At 61.5% G+C, this 16,078-nt stretch carries 18 protein-coding genes and 1 pseudogene; 8 read left to right on the top strand and 11 right to left on the bottom strand.

Going from position 1 to position 16,078, the window contains the following annotated elements; genetic code table 11:
* Window positions 1-9 precede the first annotated feature (9 nt).
* Genes ABKF58_RS17590 through ABKF58_RS17575 form a run of 4 tightly spaced genes read left to right on the top strand, consistent with a single transcriptional unit; the run spans window position 10 to window position 2,680 of the window.
* On the top strand, window positions 10-165 hold the full coding sequence (locus ABKF58_RS17590) for a hypothetical protein (protein ID WP_158453617.1): 156 nt from the start codon (window positions 10-12) through the stop codon (window positions 163-165).
* Window positions 162-905, top strand: a complete 744-nt coding sequence (locus ABKF58_RS17585; RefSeq protein ID WP_482582386.1) for a metal ABC transporter ATP-binding protein — start codon at window positions 162-164, stop codon at window positions 903-905. The genes ABKF58_RS17590 and ABKF58_RS17585 overlap by 4 nt, the downstream gene beginning before the upstream one ends.
* The gene (locus tag ABKF58_RS17580; protein WP_008953904.1) at window positions 905-1,780 is read left to right on the top strand and encodes a metal ABC transporter permease; all 876 of its coding nucleotides are present in this window, start codon (window positions 905-907) and stop codon (window positions 1,778-1,780) included. The genes ABKF58_RS17585 and ABKF58_RS17580 overlap by 1 nt, the downstream gene beginning before the upstream one ends.
* Window positions 1,781-1,789: 9 nt before the next feature.
* Complete coding sequence (locus tag ABKF58_RS17575) at window positions 1,790-2,680, top strand: metal ABC transporter substrate-binding protein (protein ID WP_482582384.1); 891 nt, start codon at window positions 1,790-1,792, stop codon at window positions 2,678-2,680.
* Here ABKF58_RS17575 and ABKF58_RS17570 read toward each other — a convergent pair whose 3' ends face one another.
* Entirely contained in the window at window positions 2,681-3,361 is a 681-nt protein-coding gene (locus ABKF58_RS17570; protein ID WP_482582382.1) for a sulfite exporter TauE/SafE family protein, read from the bottom strand.
* A gap of 283 nt (window positions 3,362-3,644) precedes the next feature.
* Between ABKF58_RS17570 and ABKF58_RS17565 the strand changes: the two genes are divergently transcribed.
* On the top strand, window positions 3,645-4,424 hold the full coding sequence (locus tag ABKF58_RS17565) for an enoyl-CoA hydratase (RefSeq protein ID WP_008953907.1): 780 nt from the start codon (window positions 3,645-3,647) through the stop codon (window positions 4,422-4,424).
* Window positions 4,425-4,492: 68 nt separating this feature from the next.
* Here the strand turns inward: ABKF58_RS17565 and ABKF58_RS17560 are convergent, their stop codons facing one another.
* The 7 genes and pseudogenes from ABKF58_RS17560 to ABKF58_RS17530 form a co-directional block, all read right to left on the bottom strand.
* A complete protein-coding gene (locus ABKF58_RS17560) occupies window positions 4,493-5,269 on the bottom strand; it encodes a peptidylprolyl isomerase (protein WP_008953908.1) in 777 nt (258 codons plus the stop codon).
* A 29-nt stretch (window positions 5,270-5,298) separates the two neighbouring features.
* The gene (locus ABKF58_RS17555; RefSeq protein ID WP_482582380.1) at window positions 5,299-6,093 is read right to left on the bottom strand and encodes a peptidylprolyl isomerase; all 795 of its coding nucleotides are present in this window, start codon (window positions 6,091-6,093) and stop codon (window positions 5,299-5,301) included.
* A gap of 22 nt (window positions 6,094-6,115) precedes the next feature.
* The gene (locus tag ABKF58_RS17550) at window positions 6,116-6,382 is read right to left on the bottom strand and encodes a BolA family protein (protein WP_482582378.1); all 267 of its coding nucleotides are present in this window, start codon (window positions 6,380-6,382) and stop codon (window positions 6,116-6,118) included.
* Window positions 6,379-6,681, bottom strand: coding sequence for a YciI family protein (locus ABKF58_RS17545; RefSeq protein ID WP_014086886.1), 303 nt, complete (start codon window positions 6,679-6,681; stop codon window positions 6,379-6,381). The genes ABKF58_RS17550 and ABKF58_RS17545 overlap by 4 nt, the downstream gene beginning before the upstream one ends.
* 4 nt (window positions 6,682-6,685) lie before the next feature.
* Window positions 6,686-7,213 (bottom strand): annotated as a pseudogene (locus tag ABKF58_RS17540) (septation protein A); the annotation flags it as partial.
* A gap of 55 nt (window positions 7,214-7,268) precedes the next feature.
* Window positions 7,269-8,210 (bottom strand): SPFH domain-containing protein, encoded by a 942-nt coding sequence (locus ABKF58_RS17535; protein ID WP_008953913.1) that lies wholly within the window; start codon window positions 8,208-8,210, stop codon window positions 7,269-7,271.
* Window positions 8,210-8,641: an NfeD family protein gene (locus ABKF58_RS17530; RefSeq protein WP_482582376.1), complete on the bottom strand. Its 432-nt coding sequence runs from the start codon at window positions 8,639-8,641 to the stop codon at window positions 8,210-8,212. Before ABKF58_RS17530 ends, ABKF58_RS17535 begins: the two co-directional genes overlap by 1 nt.
* Window positions 8,642-8,901: 260 nt before the next feature.
* Here ABKF58_RS17530 and ABKF58_RS17525 point away from each other — a divergent pair, with 260 nt between their 5' ends.
* Window positions 8,902-9,504 (top strand): IMPACT family protein, encoded by a 603-nt coding sequence (locus ABKF58_RS17525; protein ID WP_482582374.1) that lies wholly within the window; start codon window positions 8,902-8,904, stop codon window positions 9,502-9,504.
* Window positions 9,505-9,555: 51 nt separating this feature from the next.
* Here ABKF58_RS17525 and ABKF58_RS17520 read toward each other — a convergent pair whose 3' ends face one another.
* Window positions 9,556-10,215, bottom strand: coding sequence for an HAD family hydrolase (locus ABKF58_RS17520; RefSeq protein ID WP_482582372.1), 660 nt, complete (start codon window positions 10,213-10,215; stop codon window positions 9,556-9,558).
* 104 nt (window positions 10,216-10,319) lie between these two features.
* Between ABKF58_RS17520 and ABKF58_RS17515 the strand changes: the two genes are divergently transcribed.
* Window positions 10,320-10,973 carry a nucleotide-binding protein gene (locus tag ABKF58_RS17515; RefSeq protein ID WP_482582370.1) on the top strand — a complete coding sequence of 218 codons (654 nt, stop codon included), beginning with the start codon at window positions 10,320-10,322 and terminating at the stop codon, window positions 10,971-10,973.
* 334 nt (window positions 10,974-11,307) lie between these two features.
* Window positions 11,308-12,909 carry a methyl-accepting chemotaxis protein gene (locus tag ABKF58_RS17510; protein ID WP_482582368.1) on the top strand — a complete coding sequence of 534 codons (1,602 nt, stop codon included), beginning with the start codon at window positions 11,308-11,310 and terminating at the stop codon, window positions 12,907-12,909.
* A gap of 131 nt (window positions 12,910-13,040) precedes the next feature.
* Here the strand turns inward: ABKF58_RS17510 and ABKF58_RS17505 are convergent, their stop codons facing one another.
* Both ABKF58_RS17505 and ABKF58_RS17500 read right to left on the bottom strand, forming a co-directional pair.
* Window positions 13,041-13,493 (bottom strand): MaoC family dehydratase, encoded by a 453-nt coding sequence (locus ABKF58_RS17505; RefSeq protein ID WP_482582366.1) that lies wholly within the window; start codon window positions 13,491-13,493, stop codon window positions 13,041-13,043.
* Between the two features lie 14 nt (window positions 13,494-13,507).
* On the bottom strand, window positions 13,508-16,078 hold the full coding sequence (locus ABKF58_RS17500; RefSeq protein WP_482582364.1) for a [protein-PII] uridylyltransferase: 2,571 nt from the start codon (window positions 16,076-16,078) through the stop codon (window positions 13,508-13,510).

The raw sequence follows: 16,078 nt of genomic DNA, 5'->3' as shown, positions 1-16,078 counted from the left end.
GGCATCATCATGAATAATGATCATCATCACCATCATCAGGAACCCACTCCGCAGCTTGGCGTCAGCCTGATGGGAATGTCGGTGGCCGAGCGGCTGGGCGGCGTGCTGGTCCTGCTGGCCCTGTTGTGGAGCATCGTCGGCTGGGCAATGGGGGGCGGGGAATGAGTGTTCGCGTCGAGAACCTGACGGTCTCCTACCTGCGTCACCCGGCGGTGCATCACGTCAGCGGATCGTTTGCCGAAGCCGAGGCGACCGCCATCTTCGGGCCCAACGGCGCCGGCAAGAGCACGCTGCTCAAGACCATGATCGGCGCACTGAAGCCGGACTCCGGTCATGTCAACCTGGGGCCGTTTCAGCGCAAGGACATTGCCTATCTGCCGCAACAGTCGGAGATAGACCGTACCCTGCCGGTTTCGGTCCACGACCCGGTGGCCACGGGGCTGTGGCACCAGACCGGGGTGTTCGGCAAGGTTGGCCGAAAGCAGCGGGGGAAGATCCAGGAGGCGCTGCAGGCAGTGGGGCTGGTCGACTTCGCCGAGCGTCCGATCTCGGCCCTGTCGACCGGGCAGTTCCAGCGCGTCTTGTTTGCCCGCATCCTGCTGCAGGATGCGCCGCTGATCCTGCTGGACGAGCCGTTCAACGCCGTCGATGCCAAGACCACTTACGATCTGCTCGAGCTGGTGCGCCGCTGGCGCGATGAAGGACGCACGGTGATCGCGGTGCTGCACGATTATGAACAGGTACGGGCCTACTTCCCGTACACGTTGCTGCTGGCGCGCGAAGTCGTGGCCTGGGGCAAGACTGAACTGGTGTTGACCGACCTCAACCTGCGCCGGGCGGCGGAAACGGCAGCGCACTGGCACGAACGTGCTCCGGTTTGCCGTGTGGACGAGGAGGCGGTGTAATGACGCACTTGTACGACCTGCTCATCTCGCCCTTCGTCGAGTTCGCCTTCATGCGCCGTGCCTTGGCGGGCTGCCTGGCGCTGGCGCTGGGTAGCGGCCCCGTCGGCCTGTTCCTGGTGATGCGACGCATGAGCCTGATGGGCGATGCGATGAGCCACGCCGTACTGCCCGGGGCGGCGGTCGGTTTCATGGTGGCCGGATTGAGCTTGCCGGCAATGAGCCTGGGAGGCTTTGTCGCCGGGGTGCTGGTGGCGTTGCTGGCTGGCCTCGCCACCCGTTTCACCACCGTCAAGGAAGACGCCAGCTTCGCTGCCTTCTACCTGCTGTCGCTGGCCGTAGGGGTATTGCTGGTGTCGCGCAATGGCAGCAACGTCGACCTGATCCACATCCTGTTCGGTTCGGTGCTGGCGGTGGACGATGCCGCCTTGCTGCTGGTGTCCGGCGTAGCGTCGTTCAGCCTAGTGGTGCTGGCGATCATCTATCGCCCGCTGGTACTGGAGAGCCTCGACCCCGTGTTCCTGCGTGCGGTCGGCGGCAAAGGCGGTATCTGGCATCTGGCATTCCTGATGCTGGTCGTGCTGAATCTGGTGGCCGGCTTCCAGGCGCTGGGCACGCTGATGGCGGTGGGTTTGATGATGCTGCCTGCCATCACGGCCCGGCTGTGGGTGCCGAGCATCGGCCGCATGCTGGCCTTCTCGGTCGGGTTGGCGTTTGTCTGCGGCATCGGCGGGCTGCTGCTGTCCTATCATTTTGAACTTCCATCCGGGCCGGCGATCATCCTGCTGGCCGGGCTGTTCTATCTGCTGTCCCTGTTCGTGGCGCCGCTGGGTGGGGCCTTGCCCCGTTATATCCGTGCCCGCCATTTCGAGTCGTAAGGTAAAGAAATGAAGAAAACTTTGTTGGGTGTTGCCCTCTTGAGCCTGCCTTTGTGGGCGTGGGCCAAGCTGCCGGTTATAGCCAGTTTCAGTATCGTGGCGGACATGACCCGTGAAATCGGCGGCGACCGCGTCGAAGTGGTGTCGCTGGTCGGTCCTAACCAAGATGCCCACGTGTTTCAGCCGGCGCCGGCGGACGTGAAACGCCTGGCCGCGGCCAAGGTGTTCGTCGTCAACGGCCTGGGCTTCGAGGGGTGGATGGGGCGTCTTACCCGTTCCGCCGGGTTCAAGGGAACGCTGATCGAAGCCAGCAAGGGTATCCAGCCGTTGATGGTGGAGGAGCATGGGGTGGAAGAGCACGGCCACCAGCATGGTGGTGTCGACCCGCACGCCTGGCAAGACCCCGAGCGGGTGCAGACTTACATCAAGAACATTGCGGAAGGGTTGAGCAAGGCGGATCCAGAGGGACAAGCCGTCTACCGGCAGCGCGCGGCCGACTACGGACGCAGGGTGAGCGAGATGGATCAATGGGCGGCCAAGGCCTTTGCCGCCGTGCCGGCCGTGCAGCGCAAGGTACTGACCTCGCACGACGCTTTTGCTTACCTGGGTAAGCGCTATGGCATCCAGTTGCTGTCGCCGCAGGGGGTGAGCACCGATACCGAGGCGTCAGCCAAGGCCGTGGCGATGCTGGTACGGCAGGTAAAAAAGGAAAAGGTCAAGGCCATCTTCTTTGAGAACATGAGCGACAAGCGCCTGCTCGAGCAATTGGCAAGGGAGGCCAATGTGAAGGCTGGCGCGGCACTGTACGCCGATGCCCTGTCGGCGCCCAACGGCCCGGCCAATAGTTACCTGGCGCTGTTCCGTTACAACGTGGACACCATTCTCAAATCGTTCCGTTGATCAAAAGTGGGGGTGTTGCGGCAGCAGATGGCTGAGTAATTGATACACACCCATTCCCACCACGGCCAGTCCGGCAATCAGCCGCACTGGCCGTTTTTGCAGCCAGCGTTTCAAGGTGTTGGCGAACAAACCCATGGCGAGCAGATTGGGCAGCGTTCCCAGAGCAAACGCCAGCATGACCAGCGCGCCACGAGCGGCCGACCCCGAGGCCAGGGCGGTGAGGCTGGCACTATAGACCAATCCGCACGGCAACCATCCCCACAGCGCGCCTGCCAGCAGCGCCTGACCTGGATGGCGTATCGGCAGCAGAGGAGCCAACAGTGGCTGCAAGCGCCGCCACACGGGCTTCCCGATCACTTCGATGCGGGTGATGGCGGGCGATAACCCTGCCAGGTATAACCCCACGCCGATGATCATCACGTTGGCCAGCAGGTAGAGGCCAATTTGCAGCGGGCGTACTTGCAGCAAGGAGAGCCCTGCCTGCGCCAGACCGCCGAGTAAGGCGCCAATCAGTACGTAGCTGGCCATGCGCCCGATATTGTAGGAAAGCAGGATGAAACCGCGTCGTTGCTCGGGCAGATTGAGGGACAGCGCGGTAACTATGCCGCCACACATGCCGATACAGTGCCCACCGCCGAGGAGCCCGGCCAGGAACAAAACAAGAAAACTGGTTTCAATCATCAACGGCACCACTACGGAAAGCCTGATTTTACCAAAGAGGCAGTGGCTCTACCTGCATGTCGCTTTTCTTGCCTTTGGAATAATTGAAAAGGCACCGATTTTATTTTGGCATTCACCAAGCAAAGAGCTAAAAATCAATAAGTAAGAAACAGTTGTTGTACTGGTAAATATCTGTGTCAACAATGGCTGGGCGCACCCTGCGCTGCCCTGAGAGGCTGCTGTGAGGTGCCTGCCGCCATGAACGTTCACAACCATAACAAACGAGAGCGTAGTGAGGAGCATCATGGCGAACAGTGTGACTGTCGAGAAACTCGGGCAATCGGCCATTCTGACCATCAACAACCCTCCGGCCAACCTGTGGACGTTGGCGAGTCTGCGTGAATTGGGGGCGGTGATGGAGGAAATCGAACAAGACGATTTGATCCGTTCCGTGGTGCTAACTGGAGAAGGCGATGCCTTCTTCTCGGCCGGTGCCGACCTTAATCAGTTTGCCGGCGGAGACCGGCAGTTGGCTGCCGAGGTCATCGATGCCTTTGCGCTGGCATTCGGTGCGATCCGCGGTTTTCATGGAGTAACTGTGGCCGCGATTAATGGCTATGCCTTGGGGGGAGGGCTGGAGTGCGCCCTGGCTTGCGATTACATGGTGGCAGAAGTCGGCGCGCAGCTTGGTCTCCCGGAGACCAAGGTAGGGCTGCTGCCTTGCGCTGGTGGCACCAAGGCGTTGACTGACAAGGTCGGTGTGTCCTGGGCGAAGCGGATCATTCTTGGCGGTGAGATTCTCACGGCGGCCAAGGCCTTGTCCATTGGCCTGGTGGAAGAGGTGGTTGACCCCGGCCTGTCCAAGATTGTTGCCGTCAGTCTGGCGAATAAAGTCGCGCGCCAGGCTCCGCGAGCCATCCAGGAGGTACGCAAGCTGATCGTGGGCAGTGCATACCATGACATGGAGGAACATCTGGCTTTGGAGAAGCAAGCCATGCTGCGGCTGGTCGGGGGGGAAGAGCAGCTGGAGGGGGTGGCCGCCTTCATGGGCAAGCGAACCCCGAAGTGGTGCGACGACGAGTGAGTGCGGGTGTGGCAATGAAAAAAAACGGGGCGGTTATCCGCCCCGTTTTTTCATGACTAGCATCCCGATTACTGGATACTGGCCTTGGCCTTCAGATCACTGATGAACTTCTCGATGCGGCCGGACATGATGCGCTGTTCCAGCTGCGGGCGGATCTGTTCCACCGGCGGGGCCGCTTCGGTGCGCACGTCGTCAAGCTTGATCACGTGCCAGCCAAATTCGGTCTTGACCGGTTCCGAGGTGACCTGGCCCTTGGCCAGCTTGGTCATGGCTTCGGAGAACGGGGCTACAAAGTTGCTGGCTTCGCTCCAGCCGAGATCACCGCCGTTGTTCTTGCTGCCCGGATCGATCGACTTTTCCTTGGCCAGCTGGTCAAACGCCTTGCCCTTCCGCAACGCATCGATCACGGCCTTGGCTTCCGCTTCGGTCGGAACCAGGATGTGGCGAGCATGATAGCTCTTCTTCTCCGGGAACTGCGACTTGATCTTGTCGTATTCGGCGCGCAGCTGTGCATCGCTCACCGGGTTGCTGCGCTGGAAGTCCTTGATCAGACGGCTGGCCAGTGCCATGGTCTGCATGTTCTCCAGCTCGGCGCGGTATTCGGGCGACTTGTCGAGACCTTTCTTCACCGCTGCCTGACGCAGGATTTCGGCGGTAATCAGTTGGTCACGCGCCGCGGCCTGCAGGTCCGGCGACGACTGCTGGCCTTGGGCTTCCATCATGCGGACGACGGCGTCGATACGGGACTGGGAAATGGCGGTCCCGTTGACGACCGGAGGCGCCGCCAAGACGGCGGTCGACAGCACGGCGGCGGTCAGGGTGCTAAGCAGCAGAGTTTTGCGCATGTTGGATAATATCCTTTGTCGTTCTTGATTTACTGGATTTTGGCCTTGGAGCGAAGTTCACCGACGGCCTTGGCTACGTCTTCTTGCTGAATCTGGCGAGCGATCTGGGCTTTCACTTCGTTCAGCGGCGGCAACTTGGCGTCGCGGATGTCTTCAATCTTGAATACGTGCCAGCCCAGCCCGGATTTGAACGGCTGGCTGCTGCTCTGGCCCTTGCCCAGACCTTTCAGTGCTTCAGCCAGCTTGGGCTCCATCTGGCTCAGGTTGCCCCAGCCCATGTCGCCGCCAGATTGTTTGGCGGCCGGGTCTTTGGAAAGCGTCTTGGCCAGGTCTTCGAATTTCTTGCCCTTCTTCAGGTCGGCGATCACCTTGGTGGCTTCCGCCTCGCTGGCCACCATGATCTGGCGGGCGTGCACTTCCTTGCTACCGGCCTGCTGGGAGGCGAGCTGGTCATAGCGGGCCTTGATCTTGGCGTCGGTAACCGGGCTCTGTTTCACGATCTCGGCAAACAGCGCATCGCGCAGCATCTCTTCACGAACGTTCTGCAGGCGCTCGACGAAATCCGGCTGTTTTTCCAGGCCACGGCGCGTGGCTTCCTGCAGGATCAGCTGCTTGTTGATCAGGTTTTCCTTGATCTGCTCGCGCAGTGCCGGGCTGTCCTGGACTTTGCCATTGCTATTCTTGCTCAGCATGGTGACGGCTTCGTCGACGTCTTTTTTGTCGATGGCGACACCGTTGACGGTGGCAACGGCTTGCGCAGCAGCGAGGCCGGGGATGCCGATGGCGGCAACGAACAGCAGGGCGGCGAGACGGGAATGTCGCATGGGGGAATCCTTATTGGTGATATCAGATTTCGTTCGGGGCGAAAGCCTTGATGGCCAGGGCATGGATGCCGGTTTTCATGAGATCGCCCAGCGCCTCGTATACCATTTGGTGGCGCTTGACACGACTCAGACCCGCGAAGCAGGGGCTGACAATGGTCAGGTTATAGTGTCCACCACCCGATCGGGCGCCGGCATGGCCGGCATGGGCGGCGCTATCGTCCTCGATGTCGAGGTGTTCGGGTTGCAGGCTGAACAGGCGTTCTTGCATCCGTTGCAGGATGTCGCTCATGCCGGAAAAACCTTGCGGAACGGTTTGATTTCGACCTGCGCGTAAACGCCGGCAGCGACGTAGGGGTCGGCATCGGCCCAGTCGCGCGCCTCGTCGAGTGAAGCGAATTCGGCCACGATCAGGCTGCCGCTGAATCCGGCAGGACCCGGATCAGGCGAGTCGATGGCCGGAAACGGCCCGGCGACGAGCAAGCGGCCCTGCTCTTGCAAAGCCTGCAAGCGCGCCAGGTGAGCCGGGCGGGCGGCCAGACGGTTTTCCAGAGAGCCTGGCTGGTCCTGGCCGATAATGGCGTACAGCATTACTTTTTTCCTCTAGATACTTGGAGAGAAACAGGCTTTGGGCGATGACGAAGGCGAACATCAGGCCCAATCCACCAAACAGCTTGAAATTGACCCAGATGTCTTCACTGAAGCGGTAGGCAACGAACAGGTTAAGCGCACCCATTAGGGCAAAGAATGCCACCCATGCGTAATTGAGCTTGCGCCATACGGCTGCGGGGAGCTCCATTTGCTGTCCAACCAAGGCTCTGATGCCGTTCTTGCCGGCAAGTTCCCCGATCAGCAGCCCAGCGCCCATGATCCAGTACAGTACGGTCGGCTTCCACATGATGAAATGCTTGTCATGCAGCAGCAAGGTGGCACCGCCCAGCACCACGATCAGCCCGAGGCTGACCCATTGCATGGTTTCGACCTTGCGGTGGCGCAGCCAAGCACTGGCCACTTGCAATGTGGTGGCGGCAATGGCGACGGCGGTGGCGATAAACATGTCTCTGCTGAACCAGTAGGCACCGAAGAACAGCAGGACGGGAAAGAGGTCGGACAGGAATTTCATGCAAACGATTATGGGGGCAGGCCGGCCGCAATACAAGCTGCGGCCGTAGGCTGTCTTAACGTTGAACCTGCTTGACGATGCTCATGGCGCTGGCAACCAGGCCGCCGATATCGGCGACGTTGCCGGGCAGGATCAGGGTATTGTTCTCTTTGGCGAGCTTGCCGAACGCGTCGACATATTGCTCGGCCACCCTGAGGTTCACCGCTTCGATGCCGCCCTCAGTCTTGATCGCCCCGGCCACGCGCTGGATGGCTTCGGCCGTGGCGGTGGCAACCAGGCGCAGGGCTTCCGCTTCGCCAAGGGCCTTGTTGATGGCAGCCTGCTTTGCCCCTTCCGACTGGTTGATGGTGGCCTGCATTTCACCCTGTGACTGCTGGATGGCTGCTTCACGCGTGCCGGAGGCGATGTTGATCTGTTCCATCTTGCGGCCTTCCGACGAGGCGATCAGGGCGCGCTTTTCCCTCTCGGCCGTGATCTGTGCCTGCATGGCGTGCAGGATGTCCTGCGGAGGCACCAGGTCCTTGATCTCATAGCGCAGCACCTTGACCCCCCAGGAGAAGGCGGCTTCGTCGAGTGCCGCCACGACCGCGCGATTGATCTCGTCACGCTCCTCGAAGGTCTTGTCGAGTTCCATCTTGCCGATAACCGAACGCAGCGTGGTCTGGGCCAGTTGGGTGATGGCCAGTATGTAGTCGCTGGAGCCATAGGAGGCGCGCTGCGGGTCGGTGACCTGAAAGTACAGGATACCGTCGACCTTGAGCTGGGTGTTGTCGCGCGTGATACAAATCTGGCTGGGAACGTCGAGCGGAATCTCCTTGAGGATGTGCTTGTAGGCGACGCGATCGACGAAAGGTACGACGATGCTGAGTCCGGGCTGCAGCGTGCCGTGGTAGCGTCCGAGCCGCTCGATCACGTAGGCATGCTGTTGCGGTACGACTTTGATCGACTTGAGGACGAAGATCACTACGGCCAGAAAGAGGATGAGCGCCAGTTCCATTAGTGTTGTCCTGGTGGTGTTGAGGAAATCTTGAGCCGGCCGCCATCGCTGCCGGTGATGTAACCGGTCTGGCCGCGAGAGAGGGTGGGGTCGAGCAGCTCGGCGTCCCATTCGGTGCCACGGTAATGGACGCGGGCCTGACCATTGCCGCCAATGCTGACGATGCGTACGGGTTGGCCGAAGTCAGGTTCGCGGCGAGGCTGGCGCGGGTTGGCGTGGCGCTGCTTCCAGCGGGTGACGAGCCACAGTCCGATCACGCCGGTCAGGCTGGCAGCGGTCAGCTCGGCGGCGGTTCCCAAGCCGCTTAGTGCCGCCAGCCCACCCCCGGCCAGGGCTAGCGCTACCACCAAAAGGTAGAAGGTGCCGGTGACGAACTCGGCGATTAGGGCAACCACGGCGCAGGCGAACCATAGGGTAGGGGTGATCGGCATTGTTACCTTTCCGGCCATGATGAATGGGTTATTGTCCGTCCCGGCTGGGTTGGTGACAAGCATGAGAGACGTGTTGGCCTGGCCGGGCTCATCGGCAATTGCTTTGCTTCATCTCAGTCTAGGTGGGGCTTCGGGTAAGATGGGGGCTTTGCGTGTGCTAACAAAACTCGGGTAGCAGGGTGTGCTGCCGCGCGCCCGCGAATCGATCCAGGTAGGCACAGTGTGATTTATTCATGGCTTCAGTTTGAGGGAAGGCAGCAATGTTGCAACTGGCGGCACCGGTAACGGCCGAGATCGAGATCAAGAAAAGCCGCTTTATCGCCGTACTCTATCCGGTGACCAGCCGGGCCGAGGCCATGGACCGCTTGGCCGAGGTGTGTCAGCGCTGGAAGGATGCCCGGCATTACTGCTCGGTCCTGCTGACGGAAGGGGATTCGGGACTCGACGACGATGGTGAGCCTTCCGGCACGGCGGCCAAGCCGATGTATGCGGTGCTGACGCACAAGGACGTGGGCAACGTGCTGGCGGTAGTGGTGCGCTATTTCGGGGGGATCAAACTGGGAGCAGGCGGCTTGGTGCGAGCCTATGCCCAGGCAGTGAGTACCGCGTTGCAGCAGGCCCAGCTACTGCCGACCGTCAAGCTGGCTCGCTACAGGGTCAGTACCGGCTTTGCCGAGGAGTCGCGATTGCGGCGCTTTTGTTCGGATCATGGGGTGGTCGTACTGGAGGCCGCTTACGGCGATCGGGTGCAGCTGACTCTGGAAGCGCCGGCGGAGCAGGGCGGGCAGTTGCTGGCCCAGCTGACCGATTATCTGTACGGGGCGTTGACGGTTCTTGAAGACCAGTGCCAAGGCGCCAACTGACGGAAAGGCCCGGGGATAGGTTAGCCGAGGTGTTCGGCCAACCTGTCGATGTCACAGTGACTTGAGGAGGTTCAGGGCGTCGTGCAGGGTGTCGCACGTGGCGAGGGCCTTGGCGTTGTCTTCCGGGCTCGGCTTGATCAGGTCTGGCACCAGGATGACACGCATGCCTGCGGTGTGTCCCGCCAGGAGCCCGTACGGAGAGTCCTCAAGCACAATGCAGCGCTCAGGTGCGATGTCGAGCCCGGCGGCGGCGGCCAGGTAAACATCGGGGGCCGGTTTGGTATGCGGGACCTCGTCACCGGCAACGCTGATGTCGAAATAACGCGCCAAACCGGTGCGTTGCAGTTTGAGGTCGCACATCAGCCGCTGTGTCGACGTCGCCACGGCGCGCGGAATGTCCTGTTCGCTCAGCCAATCCAGCACTGCTTCGATACCACTCTTGAGGGGAATGTCATCCTCGGCGAGCTGGCGCCGGTAGTGATGACGGCAGGCTTCGCTCAAGGCTTGGCCGAGGGTGCGGTCGCCGTAGTGCTCGATGACCCTCTCCAGGCTCCGGCTGACCGACAGGCCGACCATGCTGTGAATCAGCTCCTCGGGGATCTGGATGTCGAGCGATTCGCCCGCCAGGCGCCAGCTCGAAGCGCTCACCGATTCGGTATCTATCATCAGGCCGTCCATATCGAACAAGACGGCGTCAAAGCTGCGTATCATGGTTGTTTCCCTGTATCCAGCGGCAAGCTGAACAGAATTTCCGAAAACAGGCAAGGGCGATGGCTTTGGTAGAGTCATCGCGCCGTGATGCAATGGAGACGAGCATGGTGCTTTCGGTGCTGGTTGCCAACCCCAAGGGTGGGAGTGGCAAATCGACCCTGGCGACAAATCTGGCCGGATATTTTGCCAACAGCGGTGACAAGGTCATGCTCGGCGATGTCGATCGGCAGCAGTCTTCCCTTCGCTGGCTGGCACAACGCCCGCCGGCACTGCCGAGCATTCACGGCTGGCAGGTCGAGCCCGGCGAGCCGGCAAAGCCGCCGAAGGGCACCAGCGTCGTGGTGCTGGATAGCCCTGCCGGGCTGCATGGCAAGCGACTCAACAGCCTGATCTCCCGGGTCGACCGTATCTTGATCCCGATTCAGCCTTCCCCGTTCGACATGTGGGCGAGCGAGGAATTCTTCCATCGGCTGCTGGAAGAAAAGGCGATCAGGAAAAACAAGGTATTCATGGCGGTGGTCGGCATGCGTGTCGACCCGCGCACCCGCTCGGCGCGCGAGCTGGAGTCCTTTCTGCAGCGCCACGACGTGGCAGTGCTGAGCTGGCTGCGGGATACCCAGTTGTATGTGCAGGCCGCGGCGCAAGGCCTGACCTTGTTCGATCTGCCTGCCAGCAAGGTGGCTAGGGATCGTGCCGCGTGGCAGACCATTGTCGAGTGGTTGCGTCCTCCGGCCAGGGAGGGCTGGTGCGATAAGTAGAATAGAGCGGGGATGCGAGCCCTGCCGTGGTGGCCGGGATACGCGATTTGCCCGCAGAACCCCGCTTTCCACGCTCTTTGCCTCCCCTTGGCCAGATTCAACAACGTCACCTGAACCCGGTTAGCACTAGCGACCACCATGGGTGGTTTCCCGGTCAACCGCCTGCCCCATCCTTCCGCCGATCCCCGCCATGGACCACCCGACCATCTCGCGCCGGTTTTGATCGGCTTGATGTCGCTCAAGGCAAAGTGAGCGACGATTGCTTTGCTTTGTTCCGGGCAATTATTTATTATAAATAATAATTATAAAATATCGTTATTTCTGAGATCGTTTCGTGAAAATCAACCTGCCGGTTACCGACCAGGAACATCTGGTCGACCCATCCAACCCTATCGTCAGCAAGACCGATGCCAAGGGCAGCATCACCTATGTGAACCGTGCCTTTGTCGATATCAGCGGCTTCAGCGAAGCGGAATTGGTCGGCCGCAATCACAACATCGTGCGCCATCCGGATATGCCGCCCGAGGCCTTTGCCGACCTGTGGGAGACCATCAAGACGGGGCGGCCGTGGCGGGGCTTGGTCAAAAATCGCTGCAAGAATGGTGATTTTTACTGGGTGGAGGCGTATGTCACGCCGATTACCGAGCATGGCAAGATTACCGGTTACATGTCGGTGCGATCGGCGCCTCGGCGCGAGGAAATTGCGGCGGCCACTGTGTTGTACCAGGCTGTCCGCAACAAGCAGGCGGTGGTGCCGTCCACCCTCAAGGCCTTGCGGCGTTGCATCGACGTGCTGCGCTGGGCCCCTTTGCTGGCGGGGAGCGGGGTCGTGTTGTTGTTGGCCGGCAGTCTAGTGCCGCCAGGAGCGGGCGGGGCAGCGCTTGCCACGGCCGGCGCTGTGCTGGCGGTGAGTGGCGGGGCTTGGGGATGGTGGCGGGTCAACAAGGTGTTGGGCCTGTTGCGGCAGGGATTCGGTGATCTCGCGGAGGGGCGGCTCGGCCGCAACCTCCAGGTCCGTGATGGCGGGCTGCTGGGCGAGGTGATCGGCGGTCTGGAGTCGTTGCGCATCCATTATCGCGCCGTGGTGGCGGATGTGATCGGTGCGGGTTCGCGGACCTCCGGCCAGGCTGACCAGTTGCGCGACGAGATGCATTCGCTGGCGGCGCGCTCGGTGCAGCAGGGCGAAGGCCTGATGCAGATCAGTCGCAACATGGAAACCATGAGCGCGGCGATCAAAGATGTGGCGGAACTGGCGGAGCAGAATCTGAACGGGGCCGAATCGACGAAATCGGTTGCCGAAGCCGGCAAGGACACGATGCAGGCGGCGACGCGGGCTGCCGAGCGCACGGTGTCGGTGGTTGGAACCTCACGCGCAGCGATCTCCGAAATGGATCACTCGATGCAGCGTATCCGCACCATGACCGACATGATCCACGAGATCGCCGAGCAGACTAACCTGCTGGCACTCAACGCAGCCATCGAGGCGGCGCGCGCCGGCGAGGCGGGACGCGGCTTTTCCGTGGTGGCCGACGAGGTGCGCAAACTTGCGGAACGGACCAGTTCGGCAACCGGCTCGATTACCGAAGTGGTTCAGCAAATTGGCGAGATCACGCGCCAGGCCGTCTCCAGCATGGATGCCACGGTCGAAGAGGTGGAAGAGGTCAGCGGGCATATCCGCCAATCTTCGGCCAACCTCGAGAGCCTGATGCAGGTGGCCGAGCAGGCGCGGCGTCAAGCCAACGATCTCGCCATGGGCATGGAGGAGAACTCGCAGTCGGTGCACGAGGTGGCGGCCTCGCTGGAGCAGCTCAACGCCATCGCCGAGCAGAATCTGCATACCACGCGTGCCATCGAGCAGAGCTCGAACCATCTGGCCGAAACGGCCGGCGACCTCTCCAAGCTGACAGCCGATTTCCACAAGTGGAATACCCGCTGAAGACCTGCTCAGTGGGGCAGCCGTGCTGGTGCCCAGAGTCTGCTTTTTTCTGTTCGGGGTATGCCGCTGCTGTTGTGGCACGCCCTGCTTAACCCTCAAACGATCATGTCGGGCGGGCCGGCTCTATCGGCTCAGTCCGCTTCACCGCGCGCCTGGACCCAGATGCGGTTTTCCAGTTGCATGGCGATTTCCTGCCGTTGATTGGTGGTGGTCCAGCGTACGGTGACGATGCCGAAGCCGGGCTGGCTGTTGGAGCGACGGTTTTCCAGCACCTCGACACACACGGTGAGGATGTCCCCGGCGCGGGTGGGGCGTGGCCATCGCATCGAAATGATGTCCATGCCGACCAGCCCGTTCGCCACCGTGCCCAGCTCGGACAGGGCGACCAGGCGCATGCTGAGGCTGCTGGTGTGCCAGCCGCTGGCGGCAAGGCCATCGAACACGCTGTTCTTGGCCGCTTCGTGGTCGGTATGGAAAAACTGCGGGTCGAACTGGTGCGCGAAGGCCAGCAACTCTTCCTCGGTGAGGGTATGGCTACCGGTCTCGAAGCGTCGGCCGGGGGTCAGGTCTTCTAGGAACAGCATGCTTTTCTCCTTCGTTACAGGCGCAGCGTTTCGAGCAGTTCTCCCTCCAGCGCCAGCACGCTCTTGCCGTCTTTCAACGCCGAGCCGGTGACCAGGAAGGAGTCCTCGACGCGGCTGCCCAGCGTCATGATCTTGGCCGAGTGGACGTTGAGCCGGTAGCCGGTCAGCACCTTGGCGATCCGCGCCAGAAGGCCGGGCCGGTCGCCCGCAACGATCGTCAGCACGAAGAAGTTGTCGCGGTCGTCGGGGCGGATCATGACCTGGGGGCTGACCGGGAAGTGCTTGAGATGGCGGCTGATACGGCCCGCGGGAGGCAGAGCGATCGGTGCCGCTTTTTTCAGGCAGTCCGCCAGTTCGAATTCGATGAAGTTGATCATATCCCGGTAGTCGCCATCATGGTGCTCCGGGATAAAGACGTGGAACGTGTCCAGCGCGTAGCCGTGCCGCGTGGTATGAATCTTGGCGTCGGCAATGCTGTAATTGCTGCGACCGAAGAAGGCGCAGATGCGGGCGAACAGCTCCGGCTGGTCCGGGGTATAGACCAGAACCTGGATGCCTTCGCGGTCGTCCGACAGTCGCGTCTTGACCATCGGTTCGGTGACGTGGGTGAAACGGTTCAGCACCCGGGTGTGCCAGGCGATCTCGCGTGCTTCGTGGCGCAGGAAATAGACCGTGTCCAGCTCATCCCAGAAACGCTGAATGGCGTCGTCGGGTACTGCGAACAGGCGTAATTGGGTGAGGGCCTCCTGCTTGCGGTCATTCAGCTCGGAGGCCACGTCCAGTGCACCGCCGCTCATCAGTACCTTGAGTGTGGCGTGATAGAGGTCTTCCAGCAGCTTGGCTTTCCAGGCGTTCCACACCTTGGGACTGGTGCCGCGAATGTCGGCCACGGTGAGCATGTACAGTGCAGCGAGGCGGCGCGGGGTTTGCACCATGTCGGCGAAGCGCAGCACGGTATCCGGATCGTAGATGTCCTGCTTTTGGGCGACGCTCGACATCGTCAGGTGTTCGCCGACCAGCCACACCACCAGCTCGGTATCTTCGGCCGACAGGCCGTGGCTTTCGCAGAACTGGCGCGCGTCGTCCTTACCGAGCTCCGAGTGGTCGCCGCCCCGGCCCTTGGCGATGTCGTGGAACAGCCCGGCCGCGTACAGCGCTTCCGGCCGGACAAAATCGTTCATCAGCCTAGAGAGCAGTGGGTATTCGTGGCTGAAAGCACTGATGGCGAAGCGGCGCAGGTTGCGCACCACCATCAAAATGTGTTCGTCCACAGTGTAAACGTGGAACAGATCGTGTTGCATCTGACCGACGATGCGGCCGAAGTTGGCCAGGTACTTGCCCAGTACGCCGTACAGATTCATGCGTCGCAGCGTTCGGGTCAGACCGGGTTCGCGCAGAATCTGCATGAATAGCGCCCGATTGGTCGGGTCGCGGCGGAATTTCTCGTTGATGCGGCTGCGCGCGTGCCATAGGGCGCGCAGCATGCGCGGCGCAAAGCCGGTCAATTCCGGGTTTCTCTGCAGGATCAGGAAGGCCTCCAGAATCGCCGACGGTTCTTTCTCAAACACGTCCGGGCGACGAATCCCCAGCATGCCGTTGACGCTATAGAAGCGGGCGTTGAGATTCTGTGTGACGCGCGGCACCTGCGAATAAATCCGTGCCCGCAGGTTGGGGAGCAGAATGCCGTTCAGCTGGCCGACCGTCTTGGCGGCACGGTAATACAACTGCATTACCTGTTCACTGGCGCGCTTGGCCGGGGTGTCCTTGAGCCCCCAAGCCAGGCCCATTTGCTGTTGCAGGTCGAAGATCAGACGATCTTCGCGCCGGCGCGCCAGCAGGTGCAGGTCGATGCGCAGTTTCTGCAGCTGGCTCTCGCTATGCTTGATCAGGCGGGCTTCGGCCAAGGTCAGGATGCCGCGCCGCACCAGCGCATCCCAGTTGTCGCCCAGATCGATGGCCTTGCTGATCCACAGGATGGTTTGCAGGTCTCGCAAGCCGCCCAGGCTTTCCTTGACGTTCGGCTCGAGGTTGTTGGTGACACCGAAGTAGCGGTTATGACGCTGCTGCTGTTCGAGAATCTTGCCTTCGAAAAAGGCCAATGGGTCGCGCTGCTGGGCGAGCGCGGTACAGACTTCCTGGTGTAGCTGGGCGTCTCCGGCAAGGAAACGATTTTCCAGCAGCGTGGTCTCGATCGTAATGTCGTTGGCGGCTTCTTCCAGGCACTCCGCGAGGGTGCGCACGCTGTGGCCGACCTCCAGTCCGCTATCCCACATCAGGCCGATCAGGCGGGTGATCGCATCGTTCAGCTCGGTTTCGGTGGCCGATGGCAGCAGGAACAGCAGGTCGATGTCGGAGTGCGGGAACAATTGCCCGCGCCCGTAGCCGCCGACCGCGACCAGCGCCGCCTGCTGGCCGAGCTCCAGTGCTCCCCACATGTCCTGCAGGATGCCATCGACAACCTGGCTGTATTGCTTGAGGAAGCGCTCCGGATCACGCTTCTTCAAGTAGGCCTCAGCCAGCCGCTGACGACCGTCGTTGAGTGTCCGGCGCCAGGCTTTGCAGCGTTCGAGCATCGGATCGGTCAT

The organism is Pseudogulbenkiania sp. AW2-16 (assembly GCF_056824575.1).
The sequence above is the reverse complement of the archived record's forward strand: the minus strand, read 5'-3'. Positions and strand labels throughout refer to the sequence as shown.

Coding starts and splice junctions, on each gene's coding strand:
- ABKF58_RS17590 (WP_158453617.1), top strand. CDS start 10: ATGAATAATGATCATCATCACCATCATCAGGAACCCACTCCGCAGCTT.
- ABKF58_RS17585 (WP_482582386.1), top strand. CDS start 162: ATGAGTGTTCGCGTCGAGAACCTGACGGTCTCCTACCTGCGTCACCCG.
- ABKF58_RS17580 (WP_008953904.1), top strand. CDS start 905: ATGACGCACTTGTACGACCTGCTCATCTCGCCCTTCGTCGAGTTCGCC.
- ABKF58_RS17575 (WP_482582384.1), top strand. CDS start 1,790: ATGAAGAAAACTTTGTTGGGTGTTGCCCTCTTGAGCCTGCCTTTGTGG.
- ABKF58_RS17570 (WP_482582382.1), bottom strand. CDS start 3,361: ATGATTGAAACCAGTTTTCTTGTTTTGTTCCTGGCCGGGCTCCTCGGC.
- ABKF58_RS17565 (WP_008953907.1), top strand. CDS start 3,645: ATGGCGAACAGTGTGACTGTCGAGAAACTCGGGCAATCGGCCATTCTG.
- ABKF58_RS17560 (WP_008953908.1), bottom strand. CDS start 5,269: ATGCGCAAAACTCTGCTGCTTAGCACCCTGACCGCCGCCGTGCTGTCG.
- ABKF58_RS17555 (WP_482582380.1), bottom strand. CDS start 6,093: ATGCGACATTCCCGTCTCGCCGCCCTGCTGTTCGTTGCCGCCATCGGC.
- ABKF58_RS17550 (WP_482582378.1), bottom strand. CDS start 6,382: ATGAGCGACATCCTGCAACGGATGCAAGAACGCCTGTTCAGCCTGCAA.
- ABKF58_RS17545 (WP_014086886.1), bottom strand. CDS start 6,681: ATGCTGTACGCCATTATCGGCCAGGACCAGCCAGGCTCTCTGGAAAAC.
- ABKF58_RS17535 (WP_008953913.1), bottom strand. CDS start 8,210: ATGGAACTGGCGCTCATCCTCTTTCTGGCCGTAGTGATCTTCGTCCTC.
- ABKF58_RS17530 (WP_482582376.1), bottom strand. CDS start 8,641: ATGCCGATCACCCCTACCCTATGGTTCGCCTGCGCCGTGGTTGCCCTA.
- ABKF58_RS17525 (WP_482582374.1), top strand. CDS start 8,902: ATGTTGCAACTGGCGGCACCGGTAACGGCCGAGATCGAGATCAAGAAA.
- ABKF58_RS17520 (WP_482582372.1), bottom strand. CDS start 10,215: ATGATACGCAGCTTTGACGCCGTCTTGTTCGATATGGACGGCCTGATG.
- ABKF58_RS17515 (WP_482582370.1), top strand. CDS start 10,320: ATGGTGCTTTCGGTGCTGGTTGCCAACCCCAAGGGTGGGAGTGGCAAA.
- ABKF58_RS17505 (WP_482582366.1), bottom strand. CDS start 13,493: ATGCTGTTCCTAGAAGACCTGACCCCCGGCCGACGCTTCGAGACCGGT.
- ABKF58_RS17500 (WP_482582364.1), bottom strand. CDS start 16,078: ATGACCGATCCGATGCTCGAACGCTGCAAAGCCTGGCGCCGGACACTC.